At 65.2% G+C, this 18,287-nt stretch carries 16 protein-coding genes, 1 pseudogene and 1 riboswitch; of the genes and pseudogenes, 5 read left to right on the top strand and 12 right to left on the bottom strand.

The window, feature by feature from the left end:
• Nucleotides 1-20: 20 nt before the first annotated feature.
• The 7 genes from ACVMB1_RS14025 to ACVMB1_RS13995 all read right to left on the bottom strand — a co-directional run bounded on the left by ACVMB1_RS14025 (nt 21) and on the right by ACVMB1_RS13995 (nt 6,543).
• The gene (locus ACVMB1_RS14025) at nt 21-647 is read right to left on the bottom strand and encodes an HAD family hydrolase (protein WP_057016509.1); all 627 of its coding nucleotides are present in this window, start codon (nt 645-647) and stop codon (nt 21-23) included.
• A gap of 438 nt (nt 648-1,085) precedes the next feature.
• A complete protein-coding gene (locus ACVMB1_RS14020; RefSeq protein WP_200844552.1) occupies nt 1,086-1,241 on the bottom strand; it encodes a hypothetical protein in 156 nt (51 codons plus the stop codon).
• An 87-nt stretch (nt 1,242-1,328) separates the two neighbouring features.
• On the bottom strand, nt 1,329-2,600 hold the full coding sequence (locus tag ACVMB1_RS14015; protein ID WP_456814425.1) for a serine hydroxymethyltransferase: 1,272 nt from the start codon (nt 2,598-2,600) through the stop codon (nt 1,329-1,331).
• A 36-nt stretch (nt 2,601-2,636) separates the two neighbouring features.
• Nucleotides 2,637-2,722: riboswitch (ZMP/ZTP riboswitch) on the bottom strand.
• Nucleotides 2,723-3,011: 289 nt separating this feature from the next.
• The gene (locus ACVMB1_RS14010) at nt 3,012-3,458 is read right to left on the bottom strand and encodes a YybH family protein (RefSeq protein WP_168855880.1); all 447 of its coding nucleotides are present in this window, start codon (nt 3,456-3,458) and stop codon (nt 3,012-3,014) included.
• A gap of 101 nt (nt 3,459-3,559) precedes the next feature.
• The gene (locus ACVMB1_RS14005) at nt 3,560-4,252 is read right to left on the bottom strand and encodes a winged helix-turn-helix transcriptional regulator (RefSeq protein WP_168855879.1); all 693 of its coding nucleotides are present in this window, start codon (nt 4,250-4,252) and stop codon (nt 3,560-3,562) included.
• A gap of 210 nt (nt 4,253-4,462) precedes the next feature.
• Nucleotides 4,463-5,125, bottom strand: coding sequence for a response regulator (locus ACVMB1_RS14000; RefSeq protein ID WP_253623837.1), 663 nt, complete (start codon nt 5,123-5,125; stop codon nt 4,463-4,465).
• Nucleotides 5,122-6,543 carry a sensor histidine kinase gene (locus tag ACVMB1_RS13995; protein WP_168855877.1) on the bottom strand — a complete coding sequence of 474 codons (1,422 nt, stop codon included), beginning with the start codon at nt 6,541-6,543 and terminating at the stop codon, nt 5,122-5,124. The genes ACVMB1_RS14000 and ACVMB1_RS13995 overlap by 4 nt, the downstream gene beginning before the upstream one ends.
• Nucleotides 6,544-6,780: 237 nt before the next feature.
• Between ACVMB1_RS13995 and ACVMB1_RS13990 the strand changes: the two genes are divergently transcribed.
• The 3 genes from ACVMB1_RS13990 to ACVMB1_RS13980 all read left to right on the top strand — a co-directional run bounded on the left by ACVMB1_RS13990 (nt 6,781) and on the right by ACVMB1_RS13980 (nt 9,325).
• Entirely contained in the window at nt 6,781-7,716 is a 936-nt protein-coding gene (locus tag ACVMB1_RS13990; RefSeq protein WP_456814424.1) for a DUF2380 domain-containing protein, read from the top strand.
• 137 nt (nt 7,717-7,853) lie between these two features.
• On the top strand, nt 7,854-8,765 hold the full coding sequence (locus tag ACVMB1_RS13985) for an amino acid ABC transporter substrate-binding protein (protein ID WP_168855875.1): 912 nt from the start codon (nt 7,854-7,856) through the stop codon (nt 8,763-8,765).
• Nucleotides 8,766-9,190: 425 nt separating this feature from the next.
• Nucleotides 9,191-9,325 (top strand): hypothetical protein, encoded by a 135-nt coding sequence (locus ACVMB1_RS13980; RefSeq protein WP_016843810.1) that lies wholly within the window; start codon nt 9,191-9,193, stop codon nt 9,323-9,325.
• 110 nt (nt 9,326-9,435) lie between these two features.
• Here the strand turns inward: ACVMB1_RS13980 and ACVMB1_RS13975 are convergent, their stop codons facing one another.
• Nucleotides 9,436-9,840 (bottom strand): hypothetical protein, encoded by a 405-nt coding sequence (locus tag ACVMB1_RS13975; protein ID WP_168855874.1) that lies wholly within the window; start codon nt 9,838-9,840, stop codon nt 9,436-9,438.
• Between the two features lie 256 nt (nt 9,841-10,096).
• On the opposite strand from ACVMB1_RS13975, the gene ACVMB1_RS13970 reads away from it, so the two are divergent.
• Both ACVMB1_RS13970 and ACVMB1_RS13965 read left to right on the top strand, forming a co-directional pair.
• Nucleotides 10,097-11,290: an NADH:flavin oxidoreductase/NADH oxidase gene (locus ACVMB1_RS13970; protein WP_141343141.1), complete on the top strand. Its 1,194-nt coding sequence runs from the start codon at nt 10,097-10,099 to the stop codon at nt 11,288-11,290.
• A 153-nt stretch (nt 11,291-11,443) separates the two neighbouring features.
• On the top strand, nt 11,444-12,802 hold the full coding sequence (locus ACVMB1_RS13965) for a S41 family peptidase (protein WP_076825437.1): 1,359 nt from the start codon (nt 11,444-11,446) through the stop codon (nt 12,800-12,802).
• A 181-nt stretch (nt 12,803-12,983) separates the two neighbouring features.
• Here the strand turns inward: ACVMB1_RS13965 and ACVMB1_RS13960 are convergent, their stop codons facing one another.
• From ACVMB1_RS13960 to trpD, 4 genes and pseudogenes are all read right to left on the bottom strand, one after another.
• Nucleotides 12,984-15,713: a bifunctional diguanylate cyclase/phosphodiesterase gene (locus ACVMB1_RS13960; protein WP_456848675.1), complete on the bottom strand. Its 2,730-nt coding sequence runs from the start codon at nt 15,711-15,713 to the stop codon at nt 12,984-12,986.
• A 157-nt stretch (nt 15,714-15,870) separates the two neighbouring features.
• A complete protein-coding gene (gene moaC / locus ACVMB1_RS13955; RefSeq protein ID WP_050384518.1) occupies nt 15,871-16,398 on the bottom strand; it encodes a cyclic pyranopterin monophosphate synthase MoaC in 528 nt (175 codons plus the stop codon).
• Between the two features lie 4 nt (nt 16,399-16,402).
• Nucleotides 16,403-17,224: an indole-3-glycerol phosphate synthase TrpC gene (trpC, locus tag ACVMB1_RS13950; protein ID WP_141342673.1), complete on the bottom strand. Its 822-nt coding sequence runs from the start codon at nt 17,222-17,224 to the stop codon at nt 16,403-16,405.
• Between the two features lie 11 nt (nt 17,225-17,235).
• A pseudogene (gene trpD / locus ACVMB1_RS13945) lies at nt 17,236-18,250 on the bottom strand (anthranilate phosphoribosyltransferase).
• Nucleotides 18,251-18,287: the final 37 nt, after the last annotated feature.

Below are 18,287 nucleotides of genomic sequence, written 5' to 3'. Positions count from 1 at the left end.
AGTTCCTCAATTCCTAATCTTCAAATTCCAAGTGCGGTCAAAGCCCTTGCCACGTCATCCGTCGATGTCACGTGGATAGCATAAAGGCCGCGGGCCCGCGCACCTTCGATATTGGCGGCCAGGTCGTCGAAAAACAGGATCCGCGACGCCGGCACGCCGATGGCTTTTACCACATGATCATAGGCCTCGGCGTCGGGTTTGCGGAAGCCGATGCTCGAGGACAGGAAGACGTTGCGGAAATGGCTGAGCAGGTCGGCGTGGGTGACCGAGAAATGCGCGACATGGGCCGGATTGGTGTTGGAGAAGGCGTAGAGCGGCATCCGCTTGGCGGCCGCCGCGAGCAGCGGGGCGATGCCCGGCATCTCGCCGGTGAAGATCGCGTTCCAGCCTTCGAGGAACTGGGCGTCCGTGATGTTGATGCCGAGCGTCCGGCGCAGATTCTCGAAGAAAGCCGCGTCGTCGATCCGGCCGATCTCATGATGCTTGAAACTGTCGTCGACGACAAAGCGCGTGGCGAGCTCGGCGGGCGCACACCCGGCATGCTGCGCCCAGTGCGCCATCACCTTGTCAAAGTTGATGTCGAGCACGACGCGGCCGATATCGAACAGCAGCACGTCGACGGAGTTGGGAGTGAATTGCGAGGTCATTGCATGAAACCGTGTACGAGAATTGCGGGCAGGCGGCAATGTCCTCGATTTCAGTGACCGGTGCGTGGATTGTACGTGGCGTTGCATTCATCGCGAGACTGTTCCCGCGCACACCACCGTCGTCCCGGCGAAGGCCGGGACCCATAACCACCGCATTTGATCAGGAACGGGATCGTGGCCGCAGCGTCGCGCAACAATTGAGATCTGGGGTAATGGCTCCCGGCCTTCGCCGGGACGACGGCGGGTGTCGTCGCTTGTGCGTCAAACATCCGCATTCTCGCGACATGATCTGTCCGAGCCTTGCTCTTTTCACCCTATATTTTTGCTGCGGGGCTTGGCTTGCCGCGTCGGGCAACTCAGTGGCACGCACGCACTAGCTTTCAGCGCACCATGCGACTTGATGCTTGCCGGCGGCTTGACGCCCGCCGGGCGTAGCTCTCACAGCCTGGACAGCGCCAAGCCGAGGTAACCGATCAGCGCACCGGTGCTGAGAATGATGACGACGAGCGCCTGTTCCGAGCGTGCTTGCAAGGTTTTCCGGGTCACGGCGGGGACGCTCCGTCTTTCGAGATCATGCGGTCCAACGAACAGCATCGATTTCCGTTCCGGTCCTTCCCCCGGGAACCTTCACGACCTGCCGAGTGACGCGACGGACGCGGAACAGGAACGCGGCTCGGCTGCCTATGAGGGCGGCGCGATCCCCGGAACGGGGAAGGCGCGGCACATCTCGACGCTGTTCGACCTCAGTCGCTTGACGACCGCTGCATCTCCCTTCGACCGGAGGGATTCCGCAATGAGTTCGGCGATGAGGCGCATTTCGGGCTCGCCCATGCCGCGCGTGGTCGCCGCCGGCGTCCCGAGGCGAATGCCGCTCGGCTTGAGCGGCGGACGCGGATCGTCGGGAATGATCTGCTTGTTTGCGGTGATCCCGACGGCGTCGAGGATGTTCTCGGCCGCGCCGCCGTCCACGCCGACGCTGGCCACCGTATCCACAACCATCATGTGATTATCGGTTCCGCCGGTGATCAACGTCATGCCACGTTCCATCAACGCTTCGGCCAGGACCTTCGCGTTGCGCATGACCAGTCTTGCATAGGCCTGAAAATCGGACGTCGATGCCTTCTTCAGCGTGACCGCGGTTCCGGCCACAACGTTCATGTGCGGACCTCCCTGCAATCCCGGGAACACCGACGCGTCGACCTTGCCGGCGAACTCCCGGCGACAAAGAACGATGCCGCCGCGCGGCCCGCGAAGCGTCTTGTGCGATGTCGTCGTCATCACGTCGAAACCCGCATCGAGCGGATTGCGCAAGGCGTTGCCGGCGATCAGGCCGCCGTAATGGCTGACGTCGGCCATGGTCAGTGCACCCACTTCATCGGCGATGCTCTTGAAGGACGCATAATCCAGATCGCGCGGATAAGAGCTGTAGCCGCACAGCACCAGCTTCGGGCGGACGTGCCGGGCCATGGCGCGGAGCTCATCGAAATCGATGGCGCCGCCGTTTGACGGCTGCGTCTTGTAGCGGGCGAAGTTGAAGAGCCGCCCCATGTGCGACACCGGCGCGCCATGAGTGAGATGGCCGCCGTGTGACAGGTCCATCGCCAATATCGTATCGCCGGGCTGCAGCAGGCCGAGATACACGGCCTGGTTCATTGGCGACCCGGACAGAGGCTGAACGTTGGCATGTTCGGCGCGAAACAGCGCGCAAGCGCGCTGGCGGGCAAGGTTCTCTATCTGGTCGGTAAATTCCTGGCCGCCGTAATAGCGGCGTCCCGGATAACCTTCGGAATACTTGTTGGTGAACACCGATCCCAGCAGCTCGAGCACCTCGGGGTAGGTGTAGTTCTCCGATGGAATCAGCTCGACGCCGTCTTGCTGGCGGCGCTCTTCGCCCTCGAGCGCAAGGGCAACTTCCGAATCGTTGAGATGGAGTTGATTGCGGAATGACGGCATGGTGCGGGCTCCCTAAGACGCTGGATCATCAGCTGAACGGGTTGCCCAGGCGAACGGCGTTGGAACCCTTCGCGCTTCACCGTGGTCAATTCCACGTAAGCTCGCCAGTCGCGCGAGGGGCGAATGAGCCTGCGAAGCTCATCGCGAGCAGAAGGCTATCCAATCCCCGGCGGGCTCGCAAGGGTTGGTTGCTGGCGCCGCCGCGGGCCCAGCGTTGGGCGAGATCGAACATCTGGCGACAGCCACGGCAATGGCGACCAAACCGAGGGACGTCCGGCTTACCCAATGAACCGATGTCCCGATGATCAATGCCGTCTTCGGCTGAGGGCCAATAAGGTGCATGACCATCCGTCACTTGCGGGCCGTCAGGCTTGCGGGGTGGCTGACCGTGTGGCTGTGGCACCCGCGAATCTATTCCTTGACGAAGATATGAGACTTTATCTTCCACTGCCCGTCGGGTTGGCGTTCAAGCAGTCTCACGGTGCTGCCAGAAATTGGCGCCGCCTTCTCATTTATTACTAGCGTGGCCGTGAAATGCGAGGTGGTGTAGGCGTAGTTTCCCATGGGCAACACATCGAGCAACTCAACCTTGTGATCTCTGACGCTTCTTCCCCGCCCGGCAAAGAAATTACGGATTGCCAAAGGGCCGGTGACTGGCTGCGCACCAGGCGGCATCAATCTGGCGTCAGCGGCATACAACGGTAACAGGGCATCGAAGTCTGCGTTGTTGATGGCGGCATCCCATTTGGCAGCCGCCGAGGAAAGTTCGTCGGCAGGTGGGGCTGCCCCTGCGGGACTGACGCAAGTACAAGTAAAGATCAACAACAGGGTGCATGAAGGAAGAGAAGGGCGGCTCATCTTTGCCTCCTTTAGCTGAGATGCTTAGCGCGGGAGCGCATTCGCAAACGCTATAGCCGAGGCAAGCAGAACCACTAGTCCAGAAAGTGGACTGGATATCCTCAACTGGCTGAGACTCGATCTGCGGCCGCCGGCGCCTCATCGGCATATTTGCTGCGTGGGAACCAAGTCCGCATGCTGTTCACAAGATGCCTGGGACCGTCGATCTCGATTTTGCCGAGCTCACACGCCCGTAGCAGCGGCATCTCTTCTACGAAAATCTGCACGAGCGTCAGCAGACTCGCATAGAGGCTGATATCGACCTTGAAGCCGGGGTCATCCCAGCAAAGATCGGCTTCCTCCTTCTTCACAACAAACCACCAGCGCTTTGGCCGAGCGTCCGCAATCTCGATGTACAGAACGAAGTCGCATGGAATGTGCCTTAGATCGAACGAACGGCGCATATTCCACATGAGCCGGCCCGCGTGAAGTTCGTTGGGTGTGAGCTGGCTGCGAGCCCATTTGTGGCCCCAATAGCCCATTGCATCGATAATTGGCCTGGCTTCCCTGGCTGCCTGGGTTGGATGGTACTCCCAATGCCCGTTATCGCCTGATCTGCGTGAGATTAGCCCGGCTTCTTCTAGCGTTTGCAGGCGCTTGGAGAGGAGGGTCGGCGACATCTGCGGGATGCCGCGGCGAAGCTGGTTGAAGTGGTGGGACCCCAGCAACAGTTCGCGGAGCAGGAGCGGGGTCCACCGCTCCGTGAGAATTTCCGCAGCTTTGGCTACGGGGCAAAATGATCCATAGCCTTTCATGACGAGAACTTTAGCATCACGAGGGCCACCAAGGTAGTCCAGGTTCTGAACTATGTCCCAGACGAGCCAGCATCGAGGCTGTCCTGGAGGTCTGTTACGCGATTTTCTCGAGACTCGGCCATTCGACGATGCCGGCTCGATGTTCGGTTTGCCCGGAGGCAGATGCGGCTCGATTTGCCAGTACGCGGCCTGGCTGGTGCCACCGCGGGCTCAGCGTTCGCCGAGATCGATCTGCGTGAGGATGCCTTGCCGCAGCGCGAGGCGGACCAACTCGATATCGGTGCCGACGCCGAGCTTGTCCTTGATCAGGGAATGCAGGTTCGCGACCGTCTTGGGACTGAGGTGCAGCGCCTCGGCGATCTCCTCGGTGGTGTTTTCCGCGAGCAGCATGCGCAGCACCTCGAATTCCCGCGCGGTCAGGAGGTCGGCCGCCTTGGTCTCGCCGGCAAGGTGGCTGAGCGCGAGCTCGTGGTCGATATCCGGGCTGATCGCGATCTTGCCCGACAGCGCATCCATCACGGCGTGCACCAGCGTCTCCGGCGGGCTGGTCTTGGTGACATAGCCGCTCGCGCCGGCGCGGATCGCCTGCACGGCAAAGGCCGCGCTCTGGTGCATGGTGAACACCAGGATTTTTGCGCGCCTGTCCCACTGCCGGAGGCGGCGGATGGCCTCGATGCCGCCGATGCCGGGCATCGACAGGTCCATGATGACGAGGTCGGGCCCGGTGTCCTTGTAGAGGCGGTAGGCCTCGACGCCGTCGGAGGCTTCGGCGACGACGCAGAGGCCCGGCTGCTTCTGCAGCATCGCCCGGTAGCCCTCCCGGACGACGGCGTGGTCGTCGACCAGCATGATGGTGCGCGCCGCGTGGCTCATGCCGCGCGCTCCACCGGTGCGGCCTCTCGGCTGGCCGCGACGGGAACGATGACGCGGAGCGAGGAGCCGCTGGGCTGTCCGGTCTCGAAGCTGAGCCGCCCGCCCAGCGCGGCGACCCGCTCGCGCATGCCGAGCAGGCCGAGGCCGGACCTGAGCTGGGGATCGCCTTGCGGATCGCCGGGCTGGCCGTCATCGTCGATCGCGAGCACGATCGCGCTGTCGCCGCCGCCAGGCGGCGCCTCGCGCATCTCAAGCCGCAGCATGACGCGCGTGGCGCCGGCATGCTTGGCGGCGTTGGTGAGCGCCTCCTGCACGATGCGGTAGAGATTGGCGCTGACGGAGGCGACCAGGCGCTCGAACGATCCCGATATGGTGATCTCGAACCGTGGCTGTCCGCGGCTGCGGCCGTTCCAGCCGGCGACCAGGCCCTCGAGGCTGGCCGCAAGTCCGAGTTCGTCGACATCGGGCGGGCGGAGCCGGAAGAGGGCGCCGCGCAACGTCTCCATCATGTCGGTCGCGGTCCGCGCGATGCCGTCGCATTCGGCGAGCAAAGGCGGGCAATCCGCGGCCGCGGTTTGGCGCGCCGAGGCGGCGAGCGCACGGATTGCGGCCAGCGACTGCCCGAACTCGTCATGCAGCTCACGCGCGAGGTGCCGGCGCTCCTCGTCCTGCACCAGGATCAGTTTCTGCGTCAGCGCGTTGCGGTCGGAGAGCGCGGCGGCGAGGCGCTCGGCGAGCTGGTTGAAGACATCGCCGATCGCCGACAGTTCGGCGAGATCGAACGGCGGCAGGCGCGCGGCGAGGTCGCCTGCGGCGATCCGCTCGAGCCCGTCGCGGATCTGCCGCGTCGGACGCAGCGCGCGCGCCAGCGCCGCATAGACCAAAGCGCAGAGCAACGGCAGCGCGATCATGAAAACCGCCATCAGCCGGCCGGCATCGTGCCAGGCCTCGGCGGTCGGCACCGCCGGATCGATCCAGGCCACCGCTTCGCCGACGGCAATGCCGCGCGAAACCACCTGCTGCACCGCCTCGCGTCCGGGATCGAACAGGCGGCGATAGAGCGCCGCGAAGGCCAGCGGCGGCGCGGCCGTGTCAGTCTGCGCGCCGCCGCAGAAGCGTTGGCTGATCTCGCCGCTATTGCTGCGAAAGGCGATGCACAGTCCCGGCGTCATGACCGTCGCGGCAACGCTGTCGAGATCGGGAAAGTCGGAACGCGCATTGTTCAGCCACTGGATCTTGCTCTGCTGCAGCTCCAGCGTCTTGGCGGCGACATCGGCAACGGCCGCGATCCGCCCGCGCACCGAGCGGTCGGCCTCGATCAGGAAATAGCCGGAGATGACGGCAAAGCAGAGCGTTGAGACGATAGCCACGCGCAACGTCAGCCGCAGTTTCAGATCGCTTCCGGACCAATTCCACATTGGCGTATCCTCAAGATCGAAGGCGGGCTTCGGCGCGCGATCGCGGGCAGGGTCGTCACGCACATTAAACGGCAGAACGGAGGCGCCGAGAAGCGCCGGCTTGGGCGTTCTTTGGGCGCGGACCATCGTCGTGAAATTTTCCCGGCGCCGGGCGGGAGGCACTCCGCTGCGGCGCGGCGGCCAGTTGGCCCAGGATGCGACCGACCCGCCCGCGCCAGCACCCGAAAGGCCCAGACCATGCGACAATCCCGTCTTGTCTTGCACGCCCTCGCGTTGACCGGCCTTCTGGCCGGACCTTGTCAGTTGCGCGCCGAAACGGGCACGGTGCCAGCATCTCAGCTTGGCGTCAGCATCGATGATTTCAGTTATGTCGACACCTCGGGCGAGGTCCTCGATCAGACTGCCGTGCACCAGAAGCGGCTCGACGTGTTCATGCGCGCGCTGCGCGCCGACGTCGCCGCGGAGCCGCGCTATCGCCTGGTGCCAGCAGCGGCGTCCGCAGGCGAGGCCCGGATCAAGGTGGTCGGCGGCGTGCAGAAGATGAGCACGCTGGTGCAGTGGGCCAAGGTGGCGGTCATCGATGTTGAAGGGAGCCGCGTGCTGTACGAAAAGCTCTACACGTTTCGCGGCGACAATGACGAGGCATGGGACCATGCACGGGTGTTCGTGTCGCGCGAGGTGCGCAGCGTCCTCGCGGGCGTGTTGCCGCCGACGCAGACCGCCACGGCTGCGCCGATCGGACTTGCGGTGTTCGAATTCGAGCTTGAGGACACCTCCGCGGCGCCGGCATCCGGCCTTGCCGACGCCGATGCGGCCTACCTCGCCGATGTGACCAAGGGCGTGCGTGACCGGCTTGCGCAGTCGGGCCGCTACCGCCTGGTCGACACCGGCGGCGCGACCGCCGAGCCCGTCAAGGCGCGCGCGCTGCGCGACTGCGACGGTTGCGAGGCAGCGATCGCGCAACAGCTCGGCGCCGATCAATCGCTGATCGGCGTGATCAGGCGGGTCAGCCGGACCGAATACACGATCGGCTTCCAGCTGCGCGACGCCCGCAGCGGCGCGGTCGTCTCACGCGGCGACAGCGGCCTGCGGATGGGCGCCGATTATTCCTGGACCCGTGGCGCGGTCCGCCTGGTCGGCGATCGCCTGCTCGAAGGTGGGGCGCAGCGCTAGGGATGCTTCGCGGCTGCGGCTGCAACTCTGGCAGGCGGACCATAGCAAAGTGCGATAGCTGCTAGACACACCGTCATCTGGCTCCGGGCTCATGCGTGCGCTATCACCGCCGCCTGATCACCGCACAGGAGCCGCCGATGCGTTTGCCCGCCATCCTCTTCGCACTCACGCTCGCCGCAAGCCCCGCGGCGGCCGAGGAGCTGTCGGGCACGCTGCAGAAGATCAAGGAGACGAAGAAGGTCACGCTCGGCTTTCAGGAGGCTTCCGTTCCCTTCAGCTATCTCGACGACAATCAGCGGCCGATCGGCTTTGCGCTCGACATCTGCCTGAAGATCGTCGATGCCGTGAAGAAGGAGCTCGGCGTATCCGACATCGCCGTCGACTACCTCCCGGTGACCTCGTCGAACCGCATTCCCCTGATGGTCAACGGCACGATCGATTTGCATTGCTCGGCGACCACCAACAGCGCGGACCGCCAGAAACAGGTGACCTTCACCAACACGCATTTCCTCAGCGCGACACGGTTTGCCGCCAAGAAATCCGCAGGGATCAACACGATCGACGATCTCAAGGGCAAGTCCGTCACCGCCGTTGCGGGCTCGGTGAACCTCACGCAGCTCATCAAGGTCAACACCGAACGCAAGCTCGGCATCAACGTTCTCCCGGCCAAGGACCAGGCCGAGGCGTTCCTGATGCTGGAGACCGATCGCGCCCAGGCCTACGCGCTCGACGACGTCCAGCTTGCGGTTGCGATCGCGCGATCGAAGCAGCCTTCGCTCTACATGATCAGCGAGGAGGCGTTCTCGAAGGCAGAGCCGTTCGGCATCATGCTGCGCAGGGAGGACACCCCGTTCAAGGCGCTCGCCGACCGCGCCACGGCGGAGCTCTACAAGAGCCCCGAGATCGAGGTCATGTACAGGAAGTGGCTGGAAGCGCCGACCCCGCCGAAAGGTATCAATTACAACGTCCCGATGTCGCCGGCGCTGCGCCACGCGTTCGCCCATCCGAGTTCGAGCTTCGATCCCGACGTGTACGAGGTCGGCAAGTAGCGTCACTTGCGGGTGTGCCAGCGCAAATCGATTGTGGTTCTCGGAAGCCGCTGCGCTCACCCCCGCGCCGAGCGGCAGTCCGGGTGCACCTCCAATGATTTACGGCCCCAGCGTGACGGCTGGGGCCGCAGGAGGTGGTGTGTGCCTCTGGGGCAATGAATCAGAGGACAACCACCGAACCGCACATCGATGACAATGTTCCGACAGGCTGCGGCCGGCCGTGCCATGCTGCCACTGAGAAGCTTGCAGACCGCGCCAAGACCGTACCATCATGACGTCGGCCGGCCCGAATCGAATGCGGGCCTGGTGGACGTCTCCAGCGTCGGCCTTCGGCCCCAAAGGGTGCCGGGGTCACATTTCTGCTTGCAGCTGATTTTTTTCGCTATGCCGATTGTTCTGCGGAGCCGACATTGAACCACGACGCATTGGCCAAGCTCACCGTCACCATCATTGTCCTGGTCGCGTTGCTGGTATGGCGCGTTGCCGACCAGAAGAAATCGATTGAATGCGGCGCAAATTGCCCGACCGATCTCTCCGCGAGCCGGAAGGCCGCTCAATAGATCGAAGCACCTTCGATCAACGGCGCGGGTCGAACCGGCGCCGATCAAGCCAAGCGAGCTTTGTCGGCGCCATTCCGGTTCACGGCCGCCTGGTCAGCATGGCGCGCGGCCTAGCGCTTTGCGGGTGGGCCGCTCTTGTTGCCTGGTTGTCCCTTGATGTTCGACGAATCCTGTTCCTGGACATGCAGGTTCTGCGAGTTCGAGCCGACCGTGCCTTGCTTGGCGGGCGGCCCGCTCTTGTTGCCCGGCGCGCCGGCGATTCCGGTTCCGGAACTTTGACCGCTCGGAGACGTCGTGGCGTTTGGGGAACCGGCGGCCGTGTCGGGGCGCCCCGGAGGCGTTGCGGCCGCGCCGGGCCTGTCCTGATCGCCGACATAGCCGGATTCACCGGAGTTGCGGGTCTTGGCACCCTTGTCGGCCTCGTTTTGCAGGTTCTGGGCAACCGCGTGTTGCGCCAGTATCGGGCCGGTTGCCATGGCACCGGCGATGAGCAGTGCGATTGTGCGGGTCCTCATGAGTGTCCCTCCTCTGGGTTGCCGGGGACAACACGTATCGCGATCATCATTTCCTATGCGCGCGAAAAATCGCCGCGAGGGAACAGGCATGGCGAGCGTGCCGCGGCCCGCTACAGCGCTGCCATGCCGCGATCCGTTTGAGCGGCCAATTGCGGCCGCCGGCGCGCCTCTATCGGCCATCGCGCGGTGCGTATATCGTCCGCGCCAAACACAAGATCGTCCCGCGCGCCGGGTAACGACGCATAATGAGGAAGCGATGTCCGACATGCTGCTGTTTTCGCCAATGACGATCCGCGGCGTCACGCTGAAGAACCGCATCGTGGTGCCGCCGATGCACCAATATTCCGCCGAGAAGGGCTTTCCGACCGACTGGCATCTGATGAATGCCGGCAAGTTCGCCGCCGGCGGCGCCGGTCTCGTGATCGTCGAATCGACCAAGGTCGAGCGGCGCGGCTGCGGCACGATCGGCGATCTCGGCATCTGGGACGACAAGTTCATCGCGCCGCTCAGCCGCCTCGTCGGCTTCATCAAGCAGCAGAACGCGGTCGCCGGCATCCAACTCGGCCATTCCGGCCGCAAGGCGCGCGCGAGCCGGCCCTGGGAGGGCGATCGCCCGCTCGAGCGCACCGCCGAGATCGAGGACTGGGATGCCTGGACGCCGGTGGCGCCGAGCGCGATTGCCCATAGCGAGCGCTGGCCGGTGCCGCGCGCGCTGGACACGCATGAGGTGAAGGATCTCGTCGCAGCCTGGGGGCAGGCGGCACGGCGCGCCCATGCGGCAGGGTTCGAGGTGCTGGAACTGCACGGCGCCCATGGCTATCTCGTGCACGAATTCCTCTCCGGGCGCTCCAACCAGCGCAGCGACGAATATGGCGGCTCGGAAGCCAACCGGATGCGCTTCCTGATCGAGGTCACCGAGGCGGTGCGGGCGCACTGGCCGGATCACAAGCCGCTGTTCGTGCGGCTGTCGGTCGAGGACAACGCCGGCTGGGGCCCGGAGCAGAGCGCGCGGCTCGCCAGGATCCTGAAAGCGAAGGGGGTCGACGTGATCGATTGCTCATCGGGCGGAATCAGCGAGATGGCGCCGATCCTGGGCAAGGAGATCAAATACAACTATCAGGTGCCGCTCGCGGAATATGTCCGCGCCCATGCCGATATCATGACCATGGCGGTCGGCCTGATCATCCACGGAGACCAGGCCGAACAAATCCTGCGTGATAAACAAGCAGATTTGATCGCGGTCGGCCGGGAAATCCTCAATAACCCGAACTGGCCGATGGACGCCGCGCTCAAGCTCGGCGTCGAGGGGCCGTTCCGCAATGTTCCTCCGCAGTTCGGCTACTGGCTGGGCACGCGGGCCAAGCGCGGATTCGGCACCCAGCCGTCGACCTGGCAGAACGGGTTGCGGGAGACTGGGCCAAAGGCCGACGAAAGGCTGACAGGGGGCTGACAAGAGGCCGATCCGGGCACCGTGACAGGACCGTAATGGTCCGGTGACAAGGCGGCCTTGATCCGACCAAAAAGCCGTTGTGTGGTGCCCCGCGTCGGGGTGGGGCCGAATGTTGCGAAACGTTGCCGGCCGTTAGCGAAGGGATCACGGATAATGCGCAAACATGTTGGCTTCTTGCTCGGGACGGTCGCGGGCGCGTGTCTCACCCTGCTCGTGGCCTCGCCGCAGGGCGCGCATCTGTTCGCCGTCGCCAACGCCGCCGCGCATTCCGACAACAGCAACACCTATTCGCAGCTCAATCTGTTCGGCGAGGTGTTCGAGAAGGTCAAGACCGACTACGTCGAGAAGCCCGAGGACGCCAAGCTCGTCGAGGGCGCGATCAACGGCATGATCTCCTCGCTCGATCCGCACTCCCGCTACATGAACGAGAAGGGCTGGGCGGAGATGCAGGAGACCACGCATGGCGAGTTCGGCGGGCTCGGCATCGAGGTCACCATGGAGGACGGCTTCGTCAAGGTGGTGGCGCCGATCGACGACACGCCGGCCTCGCGCGCCGGCATCATGTCGGGCGACGTGATCACCTCGATCGACGACGACCAGATCCAGGGCATGACGCTCGACCAGGCCGTCAACAAGATGAAGGGCGCGCCCAACAGCTCGATCCGGCTGAAGATCATCCGCAAGGATGCCGACAAGCCGATCGAGGTCTCGATTATGCGCGAGATCATCCGCGTCCGTCCGGTCAAGTATCACGTCGAGGGCGGCGACATCGGCTATATCAGGATCACCTCGTTCAACGAGCAGACCACCGAGGGTCTGCGCAAGGCGATCGGCGATATCCAGAAGCAGATCCCGCAGGACAAGCTCACAGGCTACGTCGTCGACCTCCGCAACAATCCCGGCGGCCTGCTCGACCAGGCGGTCTCGGTGACCTCGACCTTGATGCAGCGCGGCGAGGTGGTCTCGACCCGCGGCCGCAATCCCGAGGAAACCCAGCGCTTCACCGCGCATGGCGGCGACATGACCAAGGGCAAGCCGCTCGTCGTCTTGATCAACGGCGGTTCGGCCTCGGCCTCCGAGATCGTCGCCGGCGCGCTGCATGACCACAAGCGCGCGACCCTGATCGGCACCCGCTCGTTCGGCAAGGGCTCGGTGCAGACCATCATTCCGCTCGGCACCGGCAATGGCGCGCTGGCGCTGACCACGGCGCGCTATTTCACGCCGTCGGGCCATTCGATCCAGGCACTCGGCATCAAGCCCGACATCGAGGTGCTGCAGGACGTGCCGGACGAATTCAAGACCCGCTCGGAGATCAAGGGCGAGGCCTCGATGCGCGGCCATCTCTCCGCCGAGGGCGCCGAGCAGACCGGCTCGCAATCCTACGTCCCGCCGGACGAGAAGAACGACAAGGCGCTGGCCGCGGCGTTCAACCAGCTGCGCGGCGTCACCGTCAACGCCGATGCCAAGAACGCCGACACCAAGGCCGCGCAGAAGCGGCCGGTGCCGAACTAGAACCTGTAGCCCGGATGGCTCCATCCGGGCTGCCAAAATATCGAAAACAACCCCATGCAAAGGAGCCGGTGGCGGCTGGCGCTCGACCAGGCAATTTGACACGTCGGGCAATTACAGGGTATATTTCCAAAATTCCGAAATCGTGCGGGCGCGCCCCTCGGGCTCCGACTTCCGAGCAGCCTTACGCCGCGCCGACCGGCTTGCGTCGCCGCGCCGTGCTCGCGCCCGCGGCGGGGCCGCGGCGATGCCCGGCCAGCAGCTCGCGGATCTGGGCGGCGGGCTTTGGCGGGCTGAACAGATAGCCCTGCATTTCCGAGCAGCCGAGCTCGCGCAGCAATTGCTGCTGCTGCGCGGTCTCGACGCCTTCCGCCGTCGTCGTCATGCTGCGCTCGGCGGCGATGTTGACGACGGCCTCGACGATGCCGGCCGAGCCTTGCGGATCGGCGATGTCGGTGACGAAGCAGCGGTCGATCTTGATCTTGTCGAACGGGAATCGCTTCAGGTAGCTCAGCGACGAATAGCCGGTGCCGAAATCGTCGAGCGCGATCCTGATCCCGATGGCGCGCAGCTGGTGCAGCGCGGCCAACGCGCTCTCGTCGTCGCGGATCAGCACCGCCTCGGTGATCTCGAGCTCGAGCCGGCTCGCTGACAGCCCCGACGATGCAAGCGCCGCGATCACCTTGAGCGCCAGCGTGCCGCTGCGGAACTGCACCGGCGAGACGTTGACGGCGAGCCTGACGTGGTCGGGCCAGTTCACGGCTTCCTTGCAGGCCGTCATCAGCACCCACTCGCCGAGCTGGTTGATCAGGCCGGTCTCTTCCGCAATCGGCACGAATTCGGCCGGCGAGATCATGCCGCGCTGTGGATGACGCCAGCGCACCAGCGCCTCGCAGCCGGTGATCTCGTTGCTGCGCAGGTCGACGCAGGGCTGGTAATGCACTTCGAGCCCGCTGCCTGCGGCGATCGTCTGCCGCAACTCCATCTCGAGCTCGCGGCGGGCGCGGGCGTCGGCATCCATCGCCGGCTCGAAGAAGCGGAAGACGCGCCGGCCGGCCGACTTCGCCGCATACATCGCAAGATCGGCGTTCTTCATGATCTGGTCGAGATCGGTGCCGTCCTTCGGCGCCAGTGCGATGCCGATGCTGGCGTCGGTCGTGACCTGGTGGCCGAGGCATTGATAGGGCGCGCGGATCACCTCGTAGATGCGCGCGACGAGGTCGGCGACCTCGGCCTCGCTCCTCACCCCGGTCTGCACGATCGCGAACTCGTCGCCGCCGAGGCGAGCGACGAAATCGCCGTCGCCGATCACGCCGCTCAGCGTCCGCGCCACGGACTTGAGAAGCTCGTCGCCGACCATGTGGCCGAGCGAGTCGTTGACGCCCTTGAATTCGTCGATGTCGATATAGAGCACCGCAAGCTGGCTGTCGGGCGTGACATGCGGCAGCTCGCGCCTGATCTCCTCGTGGAACAGCGCGCGGTTCGGCAGGTCGGTGAGCGCATCGTAGTGGGCGAGATGCGTGATGCGCTCCTCGGCGCGGCGGCGCTCGGTGACGTCCTCATGGGTCGCAAGCCAGCCGCCGTCGGCCAGCGGCTCGTTGACGACCTGGATCGAGCGCCCGTCGGGCGTCGTGATCACCATGGTGTTGCGGATGCCGACGTCGCGCAGCACGAGATTGACGTAGCGCTCGACGTCGCCCTGGAACGAGCCGGTCCGGTGACGATGCACGATGACGTCGCGGAAGCTGCAGCCGGGCTTGATGATGTCGGCCGACAACCCGTACATCTCGATATAGCGCCTGTTGCAGATCACCAGGCACTGCGCGGCGTCGAACAGCAACAGGCCCTGCGTCATGTTGTTGACGGCGGTGTCGAGCCGCAGCTTCTCCAGCGTCAGGCGCTGCTGCTGGGCGCGATGCTGCTGCACCAGCTTGCGCACCACCAGCGTCAGCAGGATCGAGATCGCCAGCACCGAGATGCTGGTCACCGCGATCAGGATGCCGATCTGCTCGCGCCAGTTGGCGAGCGCCGCCTCGGTGGTGCTCGTCGCGACGACGACGATCGGGAATTTGGTCAGTGCCCGCGACGACACCAGGCGGTCCTTGCCGTCGACCGGGCTGGCGAGCCGCGTCGTGCTCTGCGGCAGCTCGAAAACCTGCTGCTGATTGACCGGACCGTTGCGGAAATTCCTCCCGATCAGCTCTTCGACATGGGGATAGCGTGCCAGCAGCGTGCCGTCGCGATGATGCATCGAGATCGCGGCGCCGTCGCCGAGCGCCACGGTGGAGAAGAACTTCTCGAAGGCCGCCGGCTCGATGCCGCGGCCGACCACGCCGAGGAATTCGCCATGCGGACCGGTGACCTTGCGGACGATGACGGTGGTCCAGTTTCCGGTGATGCGGCTCACCACCGGCGCGACTTGCATGTCGGGCGAATAGGGGCTCGACTTGAAGATCTGGAAGTAGGGGCGGTCGGCAATGCTGGCCTGCGGCAGCGGCCAGGCGCCCGAGCTGTTGATCAGAACGCCGTCGGCGTCGAACACGTTGAGGCTGCCGACATTGGACAGCGCGTCCATCTTGGATTTGAGCATCGCATGGATGTCGGCGGCCGACATCCGGCGCCTGTAGTTCTCCGGCGTCGCGATTGCATTGTCGCGCATGAACGTGATCAGGTCGCGCTGGACGACTTCGAGATCGTCGAGCTGCTGGTCGAAATGCCGCGCCAGCAGCAGTACGGTGTTCTCGAGCTCACGCTCGCTGTTGTGCAGGGCGCGATCGCGGAAATTCTCCGCCATCAGCGTAGCGCCGATCGCGATCGCGGCCATCAGCACGGCGCCGCCAAGGATCAGCCAGCGGATCGGACCGCTGCCGATCACCGATTTGATGTTGAACGTGGCGCTGCCGTTTGGAGTCATTTGCCGCAATCGCTTCCAGGTGTTTCACCCGGAAGTAGGTCTCGTGCACCCCCGGCCCGCGAAAGTCGTATCCAATCGAAATGGAGCGCGGGTTAGCGAGATTGGTTAATGAAACCTTGCGGGCATTGGCGACAGGCCGTCGCGTGCGTACCGGCGATCACGCGCCGGCGCGATAGTGCCCCGATTTGCCGCCGATCTTCTCGACGAGGTGGATGCCCTCGATGCGGATGCCGCGGTCGACCGCCTTGACCATGTCGTAGATCGTCAGGCATGCGACCGAGACTGCGGTCAGCGCCTCCATCTCGACGCCGGTCGGCCCCGTCACCTTGACGCTGGCGCGGACGATGCAGCCGGGCAGCTTGCGGTCGGGTGTGATGTCGATCGTGACCTTGGTCAGCGCCAGCGGATGGCAGAGCGGGATCAATTCCGAGGTCCGCTTCGCCGCCATGATGCCGGCGATCCGCGCCGTCGCCAGCACGTCGCCCTTCTTGGCCTGGCCGGTTTCGATCAGCGCCAGCGTCGCCTTGCTCATCACGACGCGGCCTTCGGCGACCGCGGTCCGCTCGGTCGCGGGCTTGGCCGAGACGTCGACCATCCGAGCCTCGCCCTTGGCGTCGATATGGGTGAGGGCGGTGCCGGAGCCGGAAGGCTCGGCCTTGGTCTTGCCCTTGCTGTTCCGCGCCATTGCGTCAGCGCGTTGCGGTGGCGCGCGGGGCGGCCTGCCGCGTCAGCAAGGCGCGGGTCGCCGCGGTGACGTCCTGCTGGCGCATCAGGCTTTCACCGACCAGGAAGGTCGACATCCCGACCCGTTCGAGCCGGGCGAGATCGCCAGGCGTGAAGATGCCGCTCTCGCCGACCATCAGGCGGTCGGGCGGGATCAGCGGTGCCAGCGCCTCGCTGGTCGCGAGCGTGGTCTCGAAGGTGCGCAGATTGCGGTTGTTGACGCCGATCATCGGCGAGCGAAGTTTCAAGGCACGGTCAAGCTCGGCGCGGTCGTGAATCTCGACCAGTACGTCCATGCCGTAGCCGAGCGCGGCGTCCTCGATCTCCCTGGCCGCCGCGTCGTCGAGCGCGGCCATGATGATCAGGATGCAGTCGGCGCCATGGGCGCGCGCCTCCGCCACCTGGTAGGTGTCGAACATGAAATCCTTGCGCAGCACCGGCAGGCTGGTCGCCGCGCGGGCCGCAACCATGAAGTCGAGATGGCCCTGGAACGAGGGCGCGTCGGTCAGCACCGACAGGCACGCCGCGCCGCCGGCCTCGTAGGCCTTTGCGAGCACGGGCGGATCGAAGTCGGCCCGGATCAAGCCCTTCGAGGGCGAGGCCTTCTTCACTTCCGCGATCAGCGCGCAGTCGCCGCGCGCATGCTTGTCCTTGAGGGCGCGGACGAAGCCGCGCGGGGCCGAGGCCGATCTGGCCTGCGCCTCGACCTCGGCGAGCGGATGGGCGCGCTTCGCGGCTGATATCTCCTCGCGCTTGTAAGCCTCGATCTTGGTCAGGATATCGGACATGTTTCGCGCTCTCAGCCGTTCGAAACCGCGACCAGATGCTTCAGCCGCGCGGCGGCAGCGCCGCTGTCGAGCGACTGGGCACCGATCGCGACGCCTTCCTTGAGGTCCTTGGCGCGGCCGGCCACGATCAGCGCGGCGGCGGCGTTGAGCAGGGCGACGTCGCGATAGGCGCTCGGCTTGCCCTGCAGCACGCTGGAGAGCGCGATCGCGTTGGCATCGGCGTCACCGCCCTTCAGCGCCTCGCCGCCGACGCGGCCAAGGCCGGCATCCTCGGGCGTGACCTCTGATGTCGTGATCTCGCCGTTCTCGAGCGTCGCAACGAAGGTCGGGCCGGTGAGGGTGATCTCGTCGAGGCCATCGGAGCCGTGCACGACCCAGACCTTGTCGGAGCCGAGGTTCTTCAGCACCTGCGCCAGCGGCTGCACCCATTGCCGCGAGAACACGCCGACCATCTGCGCGCTTGACGCCGGCGGGATTCGATAGCGGGCCGAGCAGGTTGAAGATGGTGCGGGTGGCGAGTTCGACCCGGGTCGGACCGACATTCTTCATCGCCGGATGATGCGCGGGCGCGAACATGAAGCCGATGCCGGCTTCCTTGACGCAGCGCCCGACCTGTTCGGGCGTCAAATCGAGCTTGACGCCGAGCGAGGCCAGCACGTCGGCGGCGCCCGAGCGCGACGACAATGCGCGGTTGCCGTGCTTCGCCACGGGCACGCCAGCGCCGGCCACGATGAAGGCCGCGCAGGTCGAGACGTTGACCGAGCCGGAGCCGTCGCCGCCGGTGCCGACGATGTCGACGGCCTCCGCCGGCGCCGTGACCGGCAGCATCTTGCCGCGCATCGCCGTGACGGCGCCGGTGATCTCCTCGACGGTCTCGCCGCGCACCCGCAGTGCCATCAATAGCCCGCCCATCTGCGAGGGCGTGGCTTCGCCCGACATCATGCTGTCGAAGGCGGACGCCGCCTCTTCACGCGTCAGCGTAGCGCCGGTGGCGACTTTTCCGATGATCGATTTCAGGTCGTCCATTCGCTGGCTCAGGGTCTGTTGTTGGAGCTTGATCGCC

It is taken from the genome of Bradyrhizobium sp. USDA 4504, assembly GCF_054063995.1.
This window is presented reverse-complemented; position numbering and strand designations above follow the sequence as displayed.